This window comes from Motiliproteus sp. SC1-56, assembly GCF_017309075.1.
In the GTDB taxonomy this organism is placed as follows: Bacteria; Pseudomonadota; Gammaproteobacteria; order Pseudomonadales; family Balneatricaceae; genus Motiliproteus.
The window spans coordinates 1-16700 of the sequence record NZ_JAEMGS010000010.1 but is presented as its reverse complement, the minus strand read 5'-3'; the positions used below and the strand labels follow the sequence as shown (position 1 = coordinate 16700).

Below are 16700 nucleotides of genomic sequence, written 5' to 3'. Positions count from 1 at the left end.
CGGGCGCGGTGCCTGCAGGCGCGAGCCTTCTACAGCAGCGTTTCTATCGGCAACAGGGAAAAGAAGAACACCATCGACCGTTTGATCGCGCCGGTCCCTGGCTCCTTCTCGTGGACAATCGGGTTCTCTGCACTGTATTCACGCCAGCGCAGCTCGCCCTCATCGTTCAGGAACAGTTCGTAGGCACTCTCGCGAATACGTTCGGCAAACGCCGTCTCCAGCTGCTGAGCGAGTGCCGGACTCTCGATCACAAACCCCAGCTCGGTGTTGATATTGACCGAACGCGGGTCAAAGTTGAACGAGCCGATAAACAGGGTCTTGCCGTCCACGGCGAAGGTCTTGGCGTGCAGGCTGGAAGCGGAGCTTCCCATCAAGCCGGCCTGGAAGCGTCCCCCCTTTTTACGTACCACGTCCAGTCCCCGCATCTCGTAGAGTTGAACGCCGGCCTCCAACAGGGGATCGCGGTACTTGGAGTAGCCAGCATGCACCATGGCCACATCGTTGGCTTCCAGGGAGTTGGTCAGTATGTGAACCTCGACCCCTTTCTCCTCCAGGTTTCGGAACAGCTCCACGCCGGCGTCCCGGGGAATGAAGTAGGGGGACACCAGGGTGACCCGCTGGCGCGGATCGTCCAGCGCCGCTTTCAGTTGCTGGCTCATCAGCGCTTCCTGGCTCTCTTCCCCAAGGACCTTGCTGGGGTCGTCACTCACCATTGAAACCGGGGCCCAGGTGAACTCCAGCTCTCTGGCGGTCAGCTTCTGCAGGAGCGTAGATTCCTCCAGGGCGCGCACGTAATCAGAGGCCGCCTCACTGTCGCGGTTCAATTCAAACCGGTCCTGGAGCCAGGAGGCGGCATTTTCGGGCGCTTCAGGCAGAATCTGCGCGGCAGGCCAGGCAAAGCTGCTGGCCCAGTAGTGGTCGAAGTCGGTGGACACCAGGTTCGCAGCCGGGCCGACGGTCAGGGCGTCAAGATCGGCAAACATAGCGCCCTCTCCCGCGCCAAAATAGGCATCGGCGATGTTGCGCCCGCCGATGATGGTGGCCTGGTTGTCCGCGGTAAAGGACTTGTTATGCATACGATGGTTGAGGCGCCCGAAATCGGTCAGGTAGCCAATCCACTTGGGGCTTCTGACCACGAAGGGGTTGAACAAGCGAATTTCCACGTTGGGGTGAAGGTTCATGGCGGCCAGGAGCTCGTCCATCCCGTTGATGCCGTTGTCGTCCAGCAGCATACGTACCCGGACCCCGCGTTCGGCTGCCTTGTGCAGTGCTTGCAGCAGCAGGGTCCCGGTGATGTCGGGCTGCCAGATATAGTACTGCACATCCAGGGAGGCCTCGGCATGGCGTGCCAACAGTGCACGCGCGACGAAGGCATCGAAGGGGTTGTTCATCAAGTGCACGCCGCTCAGCCCGTCGTGGCGCTCCACCAGGGGCATGATCGCGTTGCCCAGTGTCGTCTCGCGCGTCTGTACCGGGGAAAACGAGCGACTCTCCTGACGCTCCTGCATGGGGGGCAGGGCGCACCCGGTCAGCATCAGGGCGAGTACGAGGGTCGTGAGCAGGCGCTGACAGGGGAGGGGCAGCCCGTTCGCTTCATCGAGGGTGTCGCTAATTGCTCCCTGTGCAGTCAAATTGCAGTGCGCTTTTAACATGGCCGGTGCATCCTTACGTGTGGTTGTTTATCACGCGCTTTAATAGTTCATCGTTAAGGGTATGAAAGGAATCGTCGGGCGTCGAATTCTCGTACCGCTTGGCGCAGACCCCGGATCGGCTGCAATTTGCCCAGCGGGCAGTGTTTAGTTGCTCCGTTTTAGCACCGAGTGGAAGGGGCCCTAAGACTTATTGTGCATGGTATTTATGGACCGCTGCGGTAGATTTTATTGCCTTAAAAATAACAAGCGTTCACGCAACCAAAGCGAGGGACAAGAAATGGACTTAGAGACCGCGCTGGCCCATGCACGTCAATCAAGGGCCGCTAATATTGTTGGAATTCAGTTACATGGACGTAATGTCGAGGTGTTCCGGCCTCGCTACTGCCAGCAGGCAGAGACGTGGCGAATCGAATATCGCGAGGGGGCGCTGTTCCAGAATGTCGGCGCGCGCGAAGAGTTCGACCGGGATCAAGCGCCCCAGGATGCCGCCGAGGTGGACTATTTTGTCGCTCCCCTTTCGGAAGAGGAGATGGACGCGGTGATCGAGGCCCAGGGCGAGATCATCCTCCACCGCCTGCTTGAAGGGGCGCCCGATCCGGCGCAATGCCGCAATCCCCGGGACAAGGCCGCATTTACCTCCTGGTGCATCTCCACCCTGGCCGAACGCAACGGCTGAGGTTCGATACGGAAGGGCCGTCCTTGCGGGCTCTTCCGTTTAAGCTTTCTTTATCTCCCACAGTTCAAACCGTTACCTGCTCCTAAGCTGGCATCGCGCGGGTGTCCAGTGATAATCTGCACCTAGATTAGTCGATTAAATCGGTCGGATTTATGTTCAGACTGCTGAGGTTTTTCTCCCTCTCGAGCCTGGTGATCGTCGTTATTGCCGCCGGCGTGCTGGGGCTTTTCGCCCAATATATGCTGCACAAAAATCTGCTGATACAGGGGCAGGACCAGAACCTTGCGGTCGCGGGGGTGATCAGCGGCGCGTTGCGCGATTCGCTGCAAGCGCTGGTGGACGGCGAGCCGGGCGGAGCCGAGACATCCGAGGTGCGCCGTTTTGACCGGGTGCTGCATGAACAGCTCGTGGGGCGCTCGGTGGTACGGGTGGTGGTCTATAACGGTTCGATGGAGCCTCTTTACAGTACCGGCCATGCAGCTGCGGAGCGCTTTGGCGTCGGGGAAATTCAGCGCGTTAAGGCGGGTTGGGTGGTCAGTGAACAGGAGCACGCGCCGAGGTTCGACTCCCCCTACGGCAGCCTTTCCGACGTCGACCTGATCTACACCCTGGTACCCCTTGGCCTTGGCGACGAGCGCGGCGTGGATGCGGTGCTGGCGATCTACTCCGACGTCTCCACCATGGCACAGCGGGCCAAGAGCAACCTGTGGCAGATCGGCCTCGGGATTATCGGTGTGCTGATGCTGCTCTACGGTTTGCTCTTCGCCGTGGTGCGCTACGCCGATGGCCACCTGCGCAAAAACCACAGTGCATTGCGCACCTCCCTGCGCGAGCTGCAAAGGGTAAAAAAGGAGCTCGAGAGCCGGGTCACAGAGCGCACCCTGGGCCTGGCCCGGGAGGTGGAAGAGCGCAGGGCGGCGGAGAAGGACCTCAGGGGGAAGGAGCGTTACCTGCACGCGATTATGGATAATGTCTTCAACGGCATCATCACTATCGATGGGCAGGGCACCGTCTCTTCATTCAACCCCACGGCCGAGGAGATGTTCGGCTACTCGGCCGAGGAGGTGCTGGGTGAAAACGTCAGGATGCTGATGCCGGACGAGCATGGCCACCACCACGATGAATACCTGCGCCACTATCTGGATACCGGCGAGCGGCGCATTATCGGCAATCTACGCCGTCTCGAGGGGATGCGACGCGACGGCACGCTGTTTCCCATCGAACTGGCCGTCACCGAAACCTCTGTCGGCGATACGCTGCTCTTTATCGGCACCATTCGCGACCTCACCGAGCAGGTGAAAGCCGAGCGGGCGCTGAACGAGGCGCGGCAGAAGTCGTTCCACCAGGAGAAGATGGCCGCCATCGGTACCCTGGCGGCGGGCATCGTCCACGAAATCGGCAACCCGGTGGCGGCGATCTCCGGCCTGATTGACCAGCTCTGCGACCCCTGTCCCGGAGTCGCCCAGCGCAGCGACGAAATTCGTGAGCACATGCGCCTGGTGCAGGAGCACGTGCAGCGGGTGATCAGCATCACCCGTGACGTATCCGAGTTCGCCAACCCCCACGGGGGGGAGCCCCAGTTGCTGGATCTCAACAACCTGGTGGGGCGCACCTGCCGGCTGATGCGCCACGACAAACGGTTCGAGGCCATTGAGCTGGAGTTGAACCTCGACAGCCAACTGCCGGCTGTTTTCGCCGTCGGTGATCTGCTGGTCCAGGTATTGATGAATCTGCTGGCCAACGCGGCGGATGCGGTGACCGAGGCCCCCGGAGAGAGCCCCCGAATCGAGGTGAAGACGGCCCAGGTCGGACAGAACATTCGCCTCTCGGTGAGCGATAATGGCACCGGCATGCCTCCTGAGGTGCTGGCCCAGGCACGTGAAGCCTTTTTCACCACCAAGCCCGTGGGTAAGGGCACGGGGCTCGGACTTTCGCTGTGCGATTCGCTGGTCAGCAGCCTGCATGGCGAGATGCAGATTCACTCCCGGGTCGGCGAGGGCACCCACATTCACATCGACCTTCCTGGCGAACCACAGCAACAGGCAAGCGCCGGCTTCTGATCCTATTCCCGGGCTCAACTGGGCGCCCGGGCGCGTGTCGGGGCTTCTATACTGAGCAGCCAGGGAACGGAGTTCGGTATGGTCAAACAGCTTCTTACCGTCGGAGTGGCACTGTTGCTCGGTGCCTGCAGCGGCGGCTGGACGCCCGCCTCCAAGGGCTCGTCGCCGGCGGCCGTGGGGGACGGTGCCGGCCCTGAAGTGAGACAAACCTTGGCCCGCTTCCAGGCCCAGGTTCCCGCCCTGCGCACCTACTTTCAGCAGGCCTATGGTTACGCGGTGTTCCCGCAGGTGACCAAGGGCGCTTTCGTGCTCGGCGGCGCCTTTGGCGAAGGCGAGGTATATGCTCGACATCGGCTGATCGGTTACGCCACCCTGACGCAAGTGACCGTCGGCGCGGCGCTGGGTGCCCAGACGTTCTCGGAGGTGATCTTCTTCAAGGACGCCAAGGCCTTGCAGCGTTTTACCTCGGGTGGGCTTGAGTTGGGAGGGCAGGTCTCCCTGGCGACCGACACCCAGGGCGCGTCCCTGGATCTCGCATTTCACCAGGGCGTGGCGGTGTTCACCCTGAGTCGCGGGGGGTGGATGGTGGAGGCGGCCCTGGGCGGGCAGAAGTTCGATTTCGTCCCTTTGACCGGCGGTCAGCGTCCTTGATCACCGCGCTTGATCAAAGCCCGCAAGCGGACACGGGGTGACCGATGAAAAAAGCCTACAGTATCGTCAACATCGTGCGAATCCTCGACGAGAAAAAGTTTGCTGCGTACGTCACCGGCCACCTTCCGACGCTGGCGCCATACGGCGGTCGGTTCCTGGTAAAGGGGGGGCGGGGGGACGTGCTGGAGGGAGAGTGGCCGAGCAACCTGATCGTCATTCACGAGTTTCCCAGCACCGAGCAGTTCAAAGCCTGGTATCACTCCGAGGCGTACCGCCCCTGGAAAGCGCTGCGCCAGTCCTGCGCGGAGGTCAATGTGATTCTCACGGAAGGCGTTTGAATTAGAGGCCTCGTATTGGGCCAGAGACGATGACGGCCCGCCGCCGGGAAAGATGGAATCCTCCCGGTGACGGGCCGTCAGGGTTTGTGCCGCGCATCGCCACGGCGCCACCGCCACCCGAGGGTGGAGCAGAGCCGTGGCGAAGGGGGCTTAGCCTACGCTGGGAAGCAGCTCTGCGGGCATCAGCGCGTTGTAGCCGCCTTCCTGGATCAGGTTCTTGGCCGCCTCGATATCGGGGGCGAAGTAGCGATCCTTGTCGTAGAAGGCAACCCGCTGGCGCAGTGCCGCCTTGGCCTCTTCAACCGGCGCGGAGCTCTTGAGCGGGGCGCGGAAGTCAAGGCCCTGGCAAGCGGCCAGCAGCTCAACCGCCAGGATGCCGGCGGTGTTTTCCGCCATGTCCCGCAGACGGCGACCGGCAAAGGTGGCCATGGAGACGTGGTCTTCCTGGTTGGCGGAGGTGGGCATGCTGTCCACCGAGGCCGGGTGGGCGAGGGTCTTGTTCTCGCTCGCCAGCGCCGCGGAAGTCACCTGGGCGATCATAAAGCCGGAGTTGACGCCGCCGTTGTTCACCAGGAAGGGCGGCAGCTTGCTCAGGTTGGAGTCGATCAGCAGGGCCATGCGACGCTCGGACAGGGCGCCGATCTCGGACAGGGCCAGCGCCAGGTTGTCGGCGGCCATCGCCACGGGCTCGGCGTGGAAGTTACCGCCGGAGATGAAGTCATCGTCGTCGGCGAACACCAGCGGGTTGTCGGAAACCGCATTGGCTTCCACCAGAAGTACTTCGGCCGCCTGACGGATCTGCTGCAGGCAGGCGCCCATCACCTGGGGCTGACAGCGCAGGGAGTAGGGGTCCTGCACCTTCTCGCAGTCTTCGTGGGAGTTACCCACCTCCGAGGCTTCGCCAAGCAGGTGGCGGTAGGCCGCCGCGGCGTCGATCTGGCCCTGCTGGCCGCGAACGGCGTGAATGCGGGCGTCGAACGGACGACGGCTGCCAAGGGCGGCTTCCACAGACGCAGCGCCGGCGACGGTGCCGGCGGCGAACAGGTCTTCCGCCGCGAACAGCCCTTCCAGGGCAAAGGCGGTGGAGGCCTGGGTGCCGTTCAGCAGCGCCAGACCTTCCTTGGGTGCCAGGGTGATCGGCTCGAGGCCGGCGATCTTCAGGCCCTCGGCGCCGGAGAGGCGCTCGCCCTTGTACAGCACTTCGCCTTCACCCAGCAGCACGGTGCTCATGTGGGCCAGCGGCGCTAGGTCGCCGGAGGCGCCCACGGAGCCTTTTTGCGGCACGCAGGGGAACACTTCGGCGTTGACCAGCTTGATCAGGGCCTCGATCACGCTCAGGCGGATACCGGAGAAACCGCGGGCCAGGGAGTTGATCTTCAGGGTCATCATCAGGCGCACGGTGGCCGGCGACATCATGTCGCCGATACCGGCCGCGTGGGACAGCACGATGCTGCGCTGGAGCAGCTCCAGGTCTTCGGGGGCGATGCGTGTATTGGCCAGCAGCCCGAAACCGGTGTTGATGCCGTAGACCACGCGGTTCTCTTCGATCACGCGGGTGACCGCCGCGGCGCTCGCGTCAATCGCGGCGTGGCTGGCCGGATCCAGGGCCAGGGTGACCGGCTCTTTAACGACACGGCGCAGGTCGGCCAGGGTCATCAGGCCGGGTTGAATCATCATTTCGTTCATAACAGTTTCCGTAGTTGTTCAGCGACGGCTAGTCGTTCAGCATCGGCAGGTCGAGGCCCTGCTCTTTGGCGCAGTTGATGGCGATGTCGTAACCGGCATCGGCGTGGCGCATGACACCGGTGCCCGGGTCGTTACGCAGCACGCGGCCGAGGCGCTTGGCTGCGGCGTCGGTACCGTCGGCGACGATGACCACACCGGCGTGCTGGCTGAAGCCCATGCCCACGCCACCACCGTGGTGCAGGGAGACCCAGGTGGCGCCGCCCGCGGTGTTCAGCAGCGCGTTCAGCAGTGACCAGTCGGAGATGGCATCACTGCCGTCTTTCATCGCTTCGGTTTCGCGGTTGGGGCTGGTTACGGAACCGGAGTCGAGGTGGTCACGGCCGATAACAACCGGCGCTTTCAGCTCGCCATTTTTAACCATTTCGTTGAAGGCCAGTGCCAGACGGGCGCGATCTTTCAGACCTACCCAGCAGATACGCGCCGGCAGACCCTGGAAGGCGATGCGCTCGCGCGCCATGTCCAGCCAGTTGTGCAGGTGGGGATCGTCGGGGATCAGCTCTTTAACTTTCTGGTCGGTCTTGTAGATATCTTCCGGATCGCCGGAGAGCGCTACCCAGCGGAACGGACCGATCCCTTCGCAGAACAGCGGACGGATGTAAGCCGGTACGAAGCCGGGGAAGTCAAAGGCGTTCTCGACACCTTTCTCCTTGGCCATCTGACGGATGTTGTTGCCGTAGTCGGTGGTAGCGGCACCGCGCTTTTGCAGCTCCAGCATGGCGCGCACCTGGATCGCCATGGACTCTTTGGCTGCGTCGATGACGGCCGCTTCGTCTTTTTTGCGCATCTCGGCCGCGTGCTCAAGAGACCAGCCCTTGGGCAGGTAACCGTTCAGCGGGTCGTGGGCGCTGGTCTGGTCGGTGACCACGTCCGGTACGATGCCGCGCTCAACGATCTCGGGGAAGATGTCGGCACAGTTGCCGAGCAGACCCACGGAAACCGGCTTGCCTTCCGCCTTGGCCGCTTCGATCATTTCCAGGGCTTCGTCCAGGCTGTAGGCCTTCTTGTCGACGTAGCGGGTACGCAGACGGAAGTCGATGCGGGTTTCGTCGCACTCAACGGTGATACAAGAGAAGCCGGCCATGGTCGCGGCCAGGGGCTGGGCGCCACCCATGCCACCGAGACCACCGGTCAGTACCCACTTGCCGGACGCATCGCCGCCGAAGTGCTGCTTGGCCATCGCCGCGAAGGTTTCGTAGGTGCCCTGGACAATGCCCTGGGAGCCGATGTAAACCCAGGAGCCGGCGGTCATCTGGCCGTACATCATCAGGCCTTTCTTATCCAGCTCGTTGAAGTGCTCCCAGGTGGCCCAGTGCGGTACCAGGTTGGAGTTGGCGATCAGAACCCGCGGCGCGTCTTCGTGGGTCTTGAATACGCCCACCGGCTTGCCGGACTGGATCAGCAGGGATTCGTCATCCTCCAGGCGCTGCAGCACTTCGATGATCTTGTCGTAGCAGGCCCAGTTGCGCGCGGCGCGGCCGATGCCGCCGTACACCACCAGCTCCTCGGGGCGCTCGGCGACGTCCGGGTGCAGGTTGTTCATGAGCATGCGCATGGCGGCTTCGGTGAGCCAGCTTTTACAGGTCTTTTCAGAACCCGTGGGTGCCTTGATGACGCGGCTGGGATCCAGGCGGTTGTCCTTTTGGGAAACGGGATTGTTTGTTGTCATAGTTTCTCTCGCTTAGCCCCTGTCGGAGCGGTTACAAAATCGGTGTTAACGGAGTGCCGTGCTAGTCGTTGTCGGGCGCCCGCTCAGGGGAGCGGGCGCAGGATGCGGTGGCAGAGGCGCGCCGCGACCCGGGCGCTACGCGCGTCGATGTCGTACTCCGGGCTGTACTCGGCCATGTCCGCCAGGCGCAGCCGTTCGCCGGCCCGCAGACGCACGTGGTCGATCAGCTTCTCCAGCACCGCCAGCGGCACGCCGCGGGGGGCCGGGGCGCTGACGCCGGGCATCTCGCCGGCGGGCAGCACGTCCAGGTCGATGGTCAGGTAGAGCGCGGACAGCGGCTCGACGAAGGCGTCGATCAGGGCGTATACGTTGCCCAGGTCCCAGGGATCGATCTGATCGTCCGTCATGTAGCGCACGCCCAGGGCGTCAGCCCGTTGGAACAGCGCCTGGGTGTTGGCGGTTTCGCTCACCCCCAGGCAGGCGTAGTGAAAGGGCACGTCCTGCGCCTGGCAGTACTCGGCGGCCTGCAGGAAGGGGGTGCCGGAGCTGGCCTTCTCGTCGCGGCGCAGGTCGAAGTGGGCGTCGAAGTTGAGGATGCCCACCGGCCCCTCCAGGTGGTCGCGGGAAAAGTCCAGCAGCCCCTTGAAGTTGCCGAAGGCGATCTCGTGACCACCGCCGATCAGCAGCGGAAAGTGACCCTGCTTGAGCAGGGACTCGACGCTTGCGGCTTGGCGCTGCTGGAAGCTTTCCAGCTCGTCCGCTTCGCAGTGCAGGTTGCCCGAATCATAAAGGGGGCGATCCAGGTGCCAGGCCTGGCTGGCCAGGACGCGGCGAATGGCGTCCGGGCCGTTGCGGGCCCCGGGACGCCCCTGGTTGCGTTTGACCCCGGCGTCGGTACAGAGCCCCAGCAGGGCGGCGCCCGCCGGCGCCTCGGTGGGGGCGTCCAGTTGCAGGGGTTGCACGACCTGGTGCCAGCGCGGTGCCGGCCCCTCCTCGTGATCATCCCGGCGTCCGCGCCAGATATCGGGGTTCATTGCGTCATACATGGGTCTCTTCTCCTGCCAGCAGACGTTTGACCAGGCGCTGGGGACCGAATTCATAAGAGAGCTGGGCCGGGTCATCCAGGTCCCAGAGCAGCAGGTCGGCGGCCATGCCCTCGCGGATCATGCCGGTCTCTTCGGACAGACCCAGGGCGCGGGCGCCCTCGCGGGTGACCCCGGCCAGGGCCTCCTCGGGGGTGAGGCCGAACAGCACGCAGCCCATGTTCAGCATCAGGCGCAGGGAGGCCAGGGGCGAGCTGCCCGGGTTGCAGTCGGTGGCGAGCGCCATCGGCACCCCGGCCTCGCGCAGCGCGGCCACGGGCGGCAGCTTGGTCTCGCCGAGAAAATAGAAGGCGCCGGGCAGCAGGCAGGCGACGGTGCCCGCCTCCTTCATGGCGGCGATGGCGGCATCGTCCAGGTACTCGAGGTGATCCACGGACCAGGCCCCGAAACGGGCGGCGAGACGGCTGCCGCCCAGGTTGGAAAGCTGCTCCATATGCCCCTTGATGCCCAAGCCATGGGCACGGGCAGTTTCAAACAGGCGCTCGCACTGGGGCGCGTCAAAGGCGATGTTTTCGCAGAACACATCCACGGCCTCGGCCAGCCCCTCTTCGGCCACCCGGGGAATCAGCTCGCGGCAGATTAGGTCGACGTAATCGTCGCTGCGGCCTTTGTATTCAGGGGGCACGGCGTGGGCCGCCAGCAGGGTGGTGCGGATCCGCACCGGCACCTGCCTGGCCAGGGCCTTGGCGGCGCGGAGCATCTTCAGCTCGTCGGCGACGGTGAGTCCGTAGCCCGACTTGATCTCCACCGTGGTGGCCCCTTCGGCGCACAGGGCGCGCAGGCGGGGCAGGGCGGTCTGCACCAGGGCCGCTTCGTCGAGCTCGCGGGTGGCGTTGACCGTGGCCAGAATGCCACCGCCGCGCCGGGCGATGGCCTCGTAGCTGTCGCCCGCCAGGCGGGCGGCGAATTCGTTGCTGCGCTGGCCGCCGTAAACCAGGTGGGTGTGGCTGTCGATCAGGCCCGGGGTAAGCAGGCGTCCGCCGCCGTTTACCACCGTACCCTCGAAGCGGGCCGGGTCCTGTTCTGCGGCCGGGCCCAGCCAGTGAATGTGTCCGTCCCTGATCACTAGGGCCTGATCGTCGAGCAGCCCGTAGGGGGCGTCTACCCGCGGATCCAGGGTGGCGATGCGGACGTTGTACCAGAGTTGTGGGGTCGTTGTCGTATTCATGGGCGGCGATTATGGAGTAGCGGAATTCGAATGTCTATACATGTATATACAATTGTAGAAAACGCGGTGAAATCCCTATAGGATGTGACCCCATTGAACCGCCGCACGTTTCACCGGGGCCTGTTCAGCAGGTATTCAATAGGGAGATGGCGCGGCGGAATTAAGGACAGAGAGAGGAATGCATTCGGTGCTACCCCGTTACAAAGCGATCAAGCAGCACCTGCTTGAAGCCGTTCGCGAGGGGCGTTACGGTCCCGGCCAGCAAATCCCCACGGAGATGGCGCTGGCGGAGCAGTTCACGGTGAGTCGCATGACCGCCAACAAGGCGATCCAGGAACTGGTGAGCGACGGGGTGCTGGTGCGCCACCAGGGGCTGGGTACTTTTGTCGCCGAGGTGCAGGCCGAGTCGCCGCTGCTGGAGATCCGCAATATCGCCGACGAAATCCGTGCCCGTCACCATATTTACAGCAGCGAACGCCACCGCCTCGAAGCCGTGTCAGTGGATTCCTCCGTGGCGGCGCGCATGGGACTCAACCCCGGTGAGATCGCCTTTCACTCGCTGATCGTCCACCGCGAGAACGGCGTCCCGATCCAGCTCGAGGATCGCTACGTCAACGCCGAGGTGGTCCCGGACTATCTGCAGCAGGATTTCAGCGCCCTGACCCCGAGCCAGTACCTGAGCGAGCGTTTTCCCCTGTCGGAGGTGGAGCACATCGTCGAGGCCGTGGCCCCCAGCGCCGAGGTGCAGCAACTGTTGGGTGTTAAAGCGGAGGAACCCTGCCTGCAGGTGAACCGGCGTACCTGGAGTGACCAGGGGCTGATCAGCTGCGCCCGCCTGATCCACCCCGGCAACCGCTACCGGTTGAGTTCGCGTTCACGGCGCTGACCGCAAGGGTAAATGGCGCTCAGACCCAAAAATTCAAAGCGGCTCTGGCTAGCATTACTGCGCTGCGACGCGGACGCGGACGCGGATTTCCAGACTCCAGACGCAGCCTACTCCCTCAGTCGCAGGGAACCGTTCGTCCTTTTGCCCACGCACGCAGGTGCGCGACTTTTTCCGCCATGATGATAGAAAGGGGACGGGTTTGGGCTAGTTCCTCCAACAGAATATCGTTTGAAATAGCCCTGTTCCGGGCATAGGCCGTGTACTGCGCCGAGACCACAGCCTGCTCTATTTCAGCCCCGGAAAAGCCCTCGCTGGCCAGTGCCAGTTGCTCAGCATTGAAATGTTCCATTGATAATCCACGAATGGACAGGTGAATCTCAAAGATCTCTTTTCTGATATCGAGCTCGGGAAGATCGACAAAGAAAATTTCGTCAAAGCGACCCTTTCGCACCAACTCTGGTGGTAGCGAGGTAATGTCGTTGGCGGTGGAGACGATAAAGACGCTGGACTCCTTTTCCGCCATCCAGGTCAGGAGGGTGGCGAGCACCCGGCGGGATGTCCCCCCGTCGGTATTCTCGGTGGCAATTCCTTTCTCAATTTCATCGATCCACAGTACGCAGGGCGACATGGCCTCAGCGGTTTTTAAGGCATTCCTCAGATTTCTTTCCGTCTCGCCATGAAATTTGTTGTACAGGGTTCCGAAATCCAAGCGTAACAGGGGCGCGGCCAGCAAACCGGCGACCGCCTTGGCGGCAAGGCTCTTGCCGCAGCCCTGGACCCCGAGCAACATCATCCCCTTCGGTTTGTCGGTGTGCAGGGGGTGGGCCTTTGAATAAAACGCCTCCTTACGATAGCTAAGCCAATTTTTTAACCGGCTGAAGCCACCCACCTCGGAAAAGTGCGCGGTATCGTGTTCGAAGCTCAGAACCCCATCGCGGCCCAGTAATTCATACTTGGCGCGGATGGTCTTTGGCAGGTCCGTCTGGGTGATGGCGCCATCGTCGAACACCGCCCTTCGGACCAGTGTCCGGGCGTCACGGTGGGTGAGTCCCGAAAGGTTGTTAAGCAACATATCCAGGGTTTCACGATCGGCCTTGACCTGCCCGCCGTTCTCTTTCGCCCAGTCCTTGGCGGTTTTTCGTACCACCTCATCCAGTTCACTTTTCGTTGGCAGGGGGATGTTGGCCGTTGCCGACAGCTTTGCCAGTTCGCTCGGCACTTCGACTTCATGGCTTAACAGCACGACTGTCTGGTTGCTTTGTTCGTGCCTTATCGCGATGTCCTTAAGCAGCCGGACATGGACGGGGTTGTCCAGGAAAGGATGAAAATCGTTGAGGATGAAAATCCCCGGGTTTTCGATGCTGCTGATGTGTCTCAGTACCCCCTCAGGGTCCGAGTTGTGTTTCTGTGGCGGCATCTCTATGTCCATGCGCTGGAGGCCGGAAGTGACGCTCCATTTATACAAGGGCGTTTTCGCCCGCGCGGCGACCTCTCCTATGAGTTTTGAAACTCTGATTTCCTCATGAGATTCGATGATGATGATCGGCACCTGAGAGTTGACAAGAGCCTCTATCTCATTTGAACTGTTCATTATATGGGTCGCCTTGTACATTTGATTCAATTCAGTCGGCGCATTCGTCTGCGGATGTCTTTATTTTTTTATGTTTTAGTCTTTGTGATTTTATTCGTTTAAGAATCCAAGTAGAAACACCATCGCCAATAGAGTTATGCCAAAAAATATAGCGCCGGCCTTGGCTGGAGTAGACAGGCTGGAAGAGGAGCAGGTGCAGGATGAAAACTTACTGGCAACCTCGGCTACCCCAGCGAAAAGCATGACTCCGATGGACGATAATAGCGGCTCCTTGAATTGCTCTTTCTTCTGCTTTTCTCTTTTTTCTTTAGATTTCTGTAAAAAGGCATGGTTTTTTGCCTTGAGTTCTGCCTGTGTTAAGTTTTTATATGCGTCTTGCGACTTTTTCTGCACTTTTACGTAAGCTGATTTACAGTTTGGGCATTGCCATGCAGGGTTGCTGTCAGATTCCGTACGTACATGGCTGCAAGCGCCGCAAATGATTTTTGAGCCGATTTCTTGAGTCTTGAAATCGAAAGGTTTCTTCTTTTTTATTGTTTCTAACATGCAGGCCATCCATTGGAGTTGAGGTGGTCATTGGCGGTTGTATTAAATGCCGTCAAACAGGTTCCCGATAGCATCTCCCAGAAAATCTAGAATGCCGCTATCATCGCCAGAGCAAGAACTGCTTGATCGTGAAGAGGATCTACCGGGAAAAACGGATATTGGGTCCAGGTGGTCGTACCATTTCGATTCTTCTTTTTTTTGTCGGCGTTTTTCCAGAATTTTTTCTTCGCCAGGATCAAGCCAGACGGATTTGCATGTAGGGCAGATGTCGATCTCCACACTCCGGTAAGAGAACTCTCGCATAGTCGAGTCGCATGAAGGGCAACTTATCTTGGATGCGCTAAGAGAAAGTATTTTCTGATGCTTGAGCTTTCGAAGCGAAGGTATCTGGCGAGCGTCGATCATCAAACCTTGGCAAGATGAACATTCTATAGAGCCGTGGCTTGTTGCTGAGGACGGCTCCAGTAATCCTTGATCCCTAGGGCACTTCATGCCACGTACTTCCATATGGCGACTCCATCGCGATGTTGGTCTGCTAGTTGTGCGTTCTACGCTGGGCTCATGCGTCGAAACCGCGTAGCCTAATTAAGGGCACTACTTGAACGACTCAATGTCGATTTTGTAATCATCGAGGACTGCCTGCGCTTGAAGTCGTTTTTGACCTGCTGCTACAGCCATCACCTTCGCTAAAACTTCTGACACTTCGCCCGTCTTGATGCCGGCTTTCTTCGCCTGGTGAAGATAGTAGCGAGTGCAGGGTTGGCAATTCATGCCCATGGCAGCGGCGAGGCCTACCAAAACTTCGGTTTTCTGATCCAGGTACTCGTTCTGATGCGTGGAGTCGTAGAATGCATCGTAAAGCACCTTGTGGTGCTTGCTCAGCACTGTAATCTCCAATCTCCTTAACGACAAAGAGCAGGCGCGGCGCGTGCCGGCGTCCTGCATCTAGGTGTCATGTATTGGTCCTAGTCCAGATAGCTACAGCAGTAATCTGTAACTTCAATGATCTTCAATTTGAAGCTTGAATTGGCCGGCACTTCAAAGGATTCGCCAGCTGAGACTTTTCGCCACTCCTCACCGACTCGTTGAATCTCAAGATCGCCAGAGAGGATTTCCATCAGCTCCTTTGCCTCGGTGCTGAACTCATAGTCACCTGGCAGCATGATTCCAAGGGTCTTCTTTGTCCCGTCGGGAAAGTGAACGGCTCTGCTCGTAACCTTTCCGTCAAAGTAGATGTTTGCTTCTCGGGTAATCGATACATCGTTGAATTGTGACATGGTTCAATATCTCCAATGGCTTGTTACAGCATAAGGCCTGGCGCAACGGCGAAGCACCTGCTGCTGAGTCTGACACGGGAAGCGTGCGAATGGCAGCCCCTGTTATAAGGCTATTTTTTCGGATACGGCATAGGCGATGGCCTTGCCTAAAGTTCGATGTTGCTTCTCGTCTAGGTGGATGCCGTCAATAGCGCTGGCTTCGGTGACACTGCCCGCATTGAAAAAATGGGTAGAGAGCTCGTTAGCCACATTCTCTAACTGGGCGGCCAAACCGGCACACCGCCTTTCAGCACCTTCAAATTTATCTGCAATGACCCCTTTGGGCTTAACGATGGGCGGAGGAGCGATAACCATTATTTCAGGAACAGGCATGCCAGGCTCTATCGGTGCTTGGCGGATAATTTGAATTAATTTGGCTGTGCCCTGGGAGGAAAGCCAGGCGTTATTATCATGTGTACATTGAAAATCGTTTGAGCCAAGCATCAGGATCACCAGCTTCAATGGTGAATGCATTTCAATAACCTGTGCTAAGCCTTGCGAGCCATCGCGCCCATCCTTGAACGGGTCACTCCACGTAGTTCTGCGACCATTCAGACAATTTTCAACCACTCGAACATTCTTGCCGAGTTTGATTAATGTGTTTTCAAAAACGCCCGGCCAGCGTTTTTCAAATGCTAGTCGTTCCCGGGTGTTCGGAATAATTCCCCATGTCAGACTGTCGGAGTATACGAGAATTTGATTCATGGCTTGATCTCGGTTGCGTTTTAACGCCCCATTAACGGGACGGAAAACTGCGCAGTAGTTTGCAGGTTCCAGTGAGCGCAGCGAACGTTTTTGAACGCATTGTTAGGGCTTGGGCTATACACGTTGCCAAATCCCTGCCGCTATCAGAGAAAGGATGCCAGCCGACCATAATCCTATTGCCAATGCGGTCTTTTTTCTTTAGGTACAGACACTTTATTAGCGGGTCCAGGAAGCAACACCGAAACCCAGGCTGCTGATATTAATACGACTACCAATGCTGTTGATTCAAGATATTGAACCAGGTCGCGAAGAAAGTACGAAATCACAAACAAAACCAGTGTCGATGCAGTGACCATAAAAGTACTTCGATATTTATTGCGCTGACCGAAAATTGGCAGTCTAAATAAGATGTATGTTGATGCCAGTACAACCAATATGGTGCTTTCGTTTCCGACTAGGGAGCATGCGATTAAGTCCCTTGGCATGAGACAATCCGCGCTCTGATGTGCTGAGGGCTATCCATGGATCACCAACTCTCCTTCGCTGACAGCGAGTTCACCAGCAAGAGTCGCCAGACACGCAAAGAGAAGTTTCTC

16 protein-coding genes are annotated in these 16700 nt (G+C 59.9%); 5 read left to right on the top strand and 11 right to left on the bottom strand.

Annotated features, from left to right (window positions below; all coding sequences use genetic code 11):
• Positions 1–29: 29 nt before the first annotated feature.
• Positions 30–1652 (bottom strand): phospholipase D family protein, encoded by a 1623-nt coding sequence (locus tag JGZ97_RS12150; protein WP_242521733.1) that lies wholly within the window; start codon positions 1650–1652, stop codon positions 30–32.
• 277 nt (positions 1653–1929) lie between these two features.
• Between JGZ97_RS12150 and JGZ97_RS12145 the strand changes: the two genes are divergently transcribed.
• The 4 genes from JGZ97_RS12145 to JGZ97_RS12130 all read left to right on the top strand — a co-directional run bounded on the left by JGZ97_RS12145 (position 1930) and on the right by JGZ97_RS12130 (position 5377).
• Entirely contained in the window at positions 1930–2328 is a 399-nt protein-coding gene (locus JGZ97_RS12145) for a hypothetical protein (RefSeq protein WP_207062899.1), read from the top strand.
• Positions 2329–2480: 152 nt separating this feature from the next.
• Complete coding sequence (locus JGZ97_RS12140) at positions 2481–4388, top strand: nitrogen regulation protein NR(II) (protein ID WP_207062898.1); 1908 nt, start codon at positions 2481–2483, stop codon at positions 4386–4388.
• A 78-nt stretch (positions 4389–4466) separates the two neighbouring features.
• Positions 4467–5039 (top strand): lipid-binding SYLF domain-containing protein, encoded by a 573-nt coding sequence (locus JGZ97_RS12135; protein ID WP_207062897.1) that lies wholly within the window; start codon positions 4467–4469, stop codon positions 5037–5039.
• A gap of 44 nt (positions 5040–5083) precedes the next feature.
• Positions 5084–5377 carry a DUF1330 domain-containing protein gene (locus JGZ97_RS12130; RefSeq protein ID WP_207062896.1) on the top strand — a complete coding sequence of 98 codons (294 nt, stop codon included), beginning with the start codon at positions 5084–5086 and terminating at the stop codon, positions 5375–5377.
• 150 nt (positions 5378–5527) lie between these two features.
• Here JGZ97_RS12130 and hutH read toward each other — a convergent pair whose 3' ends face one another.
• The 4 genes from hutH to hutI all read right to left on the bottom strand — a co-directional run bounded on the left by hutH (position 5528) and on the right by hutI (position 11060).
• Positions 5528–7063 (bottom strand): histidine ammonia-lyase, encoded by a 1536-nt coding sequence (gene hutH / locus JGZ97_RS12125; protein WP_207062895.1) that lies wholly within the window; start codon positions 7061–7063, stop codon positions 5528–5530.
• A gap of 28 nt (positions 7064–7091) precedes the next feature.
• Entirely contained in the window at positions 7092–8789 is a 1698-nt protein-coding gene (gene hutU, locus JGZ97_RS12120; protein WP_207062894.1) for a urocanate hydratase, read from the bottom strand.
• An 83-nt stretch (positions 8790–8872) separates the two neighbouring features.
• Complete coding sequence (hutG, locus tag JGZ97_RS12115) at positions 8873–9835, bottom strand: formimidoylglutamase (RefSeq protein WP_207062893.1); 963 nt, start codon at positions 9833–9835, stop codon at positions 8873–8875.
• Positions 9828–11060 carry an imidazolonepropionase gene (gene hutI / locus JGZ97_RS12110; RefSeq protein WP_207062892.1) on the bottom strand — a complete coding sequence of 411 codons (1233 nt, stop codon included), beginning with the start codon at positions 11058–11060 and terminating at the stop codon, positions 9828–9830. The genes hutG and hutI overlap by 8 nt, the downstream gene beginning before the upstream one ends.
• A 178-nt stretch (positions 11061–11238) precedes the next feature.
• On the opposite strand from hutI, the gene hutC reads away from it, so the two are divergent.
• On the top strand, positions 11239–11946 hold the full coding sequence (gene hutC, locus JGZ97_RS12105) for a histidine utilization repressor (protein WP_207062891.1): 708 nt from the start codon (positions 11239–11241) through the stop codon (positions 11944–11946).
• A 115-nt stretch (positions 11947–12061) separates the two neighbouring features.
• Here the strand turns inward: hutC and JGZ97_RS12100 are convergent, their stop codons facing one another.
• The 6 genes from JGZ97_RS12100 to JGZ97_RS12075 all read right to left on the bottom strand — a co-directional run bounded on the left by JGZ97_RS12100 (position 12062) and on the right by JGZ97_RS12075 (position 16104).
• Positions 12062–13537: an AAA family ATPase gene (locus tag JGZ97_RS12100; protein WP_207062890.1), complete on the bottom strand. Its 1476-nt coding sequence runs from the start codon at positions 13535–13537 to the stop codon at positions 12062–12064.
• Between the two features lie 90 nt (positions 13538–13627).
• Positions 13628–14083 (bottom strand): hypothetical protein, encoded by a 456-nt coding sequence (locus tag JGZ97_RS12095; RefSeq protein WP_207062889.1) that lies wholly within the window; start codon positions 14081–14083, stop codon positions 13628–13630.
• Between the two features lie 42 nt (positions 14084–14125).
• A complete protein-coding gene (locus JGZ97_RS18510) occupies positions 14126–14488 on the bottom strand; it encodes a zf-TFIIB domain-containing protein (protein WP_370584058.1) in 363 nt (120 codons plus the stop codon).
• A gap of 189 nt (positions 14489–14677) precedes the next feature.
• On the bottom strand, positions 14678–15028 hold the full coding sequence (locus tag JGZ97_RS12085; protein ID WP_242521732.1) for a carboxymuconolactone decarboxylase family protein: 351 nt from the start codon (positions 15026–15028) through the stop codon (positions 14678–14680).
• A 20-nt stretch (positions 15029–15048) separates the two neighbouring features.
• Positions 15049–15360: a pyrimidine/purine nucleoside phosphorylase gene (locus JGZ97_RS12080; protein WP_207062887.1), complete on the bottom strand. Its 312-nt coding sequence runs from the start codon at positions 15358–15360 to the stop codon at positions 15049–15051.
• Positions 15361–15462: 102 nt separating this feature from the next.
• On the bottom strand, positions 15463–16104 hold the full coding sequence (locus JGZ97_RS12075; RefSeq protein ID WP_207062886.1) for an SGNH/GDSL hydrolase family protein: 642 nt from the start codon (positions 16102–16104) through the stop codon (positions 15463–15465).
• Positions 16105–16700 lie beyond the last annotated feature (596 nt).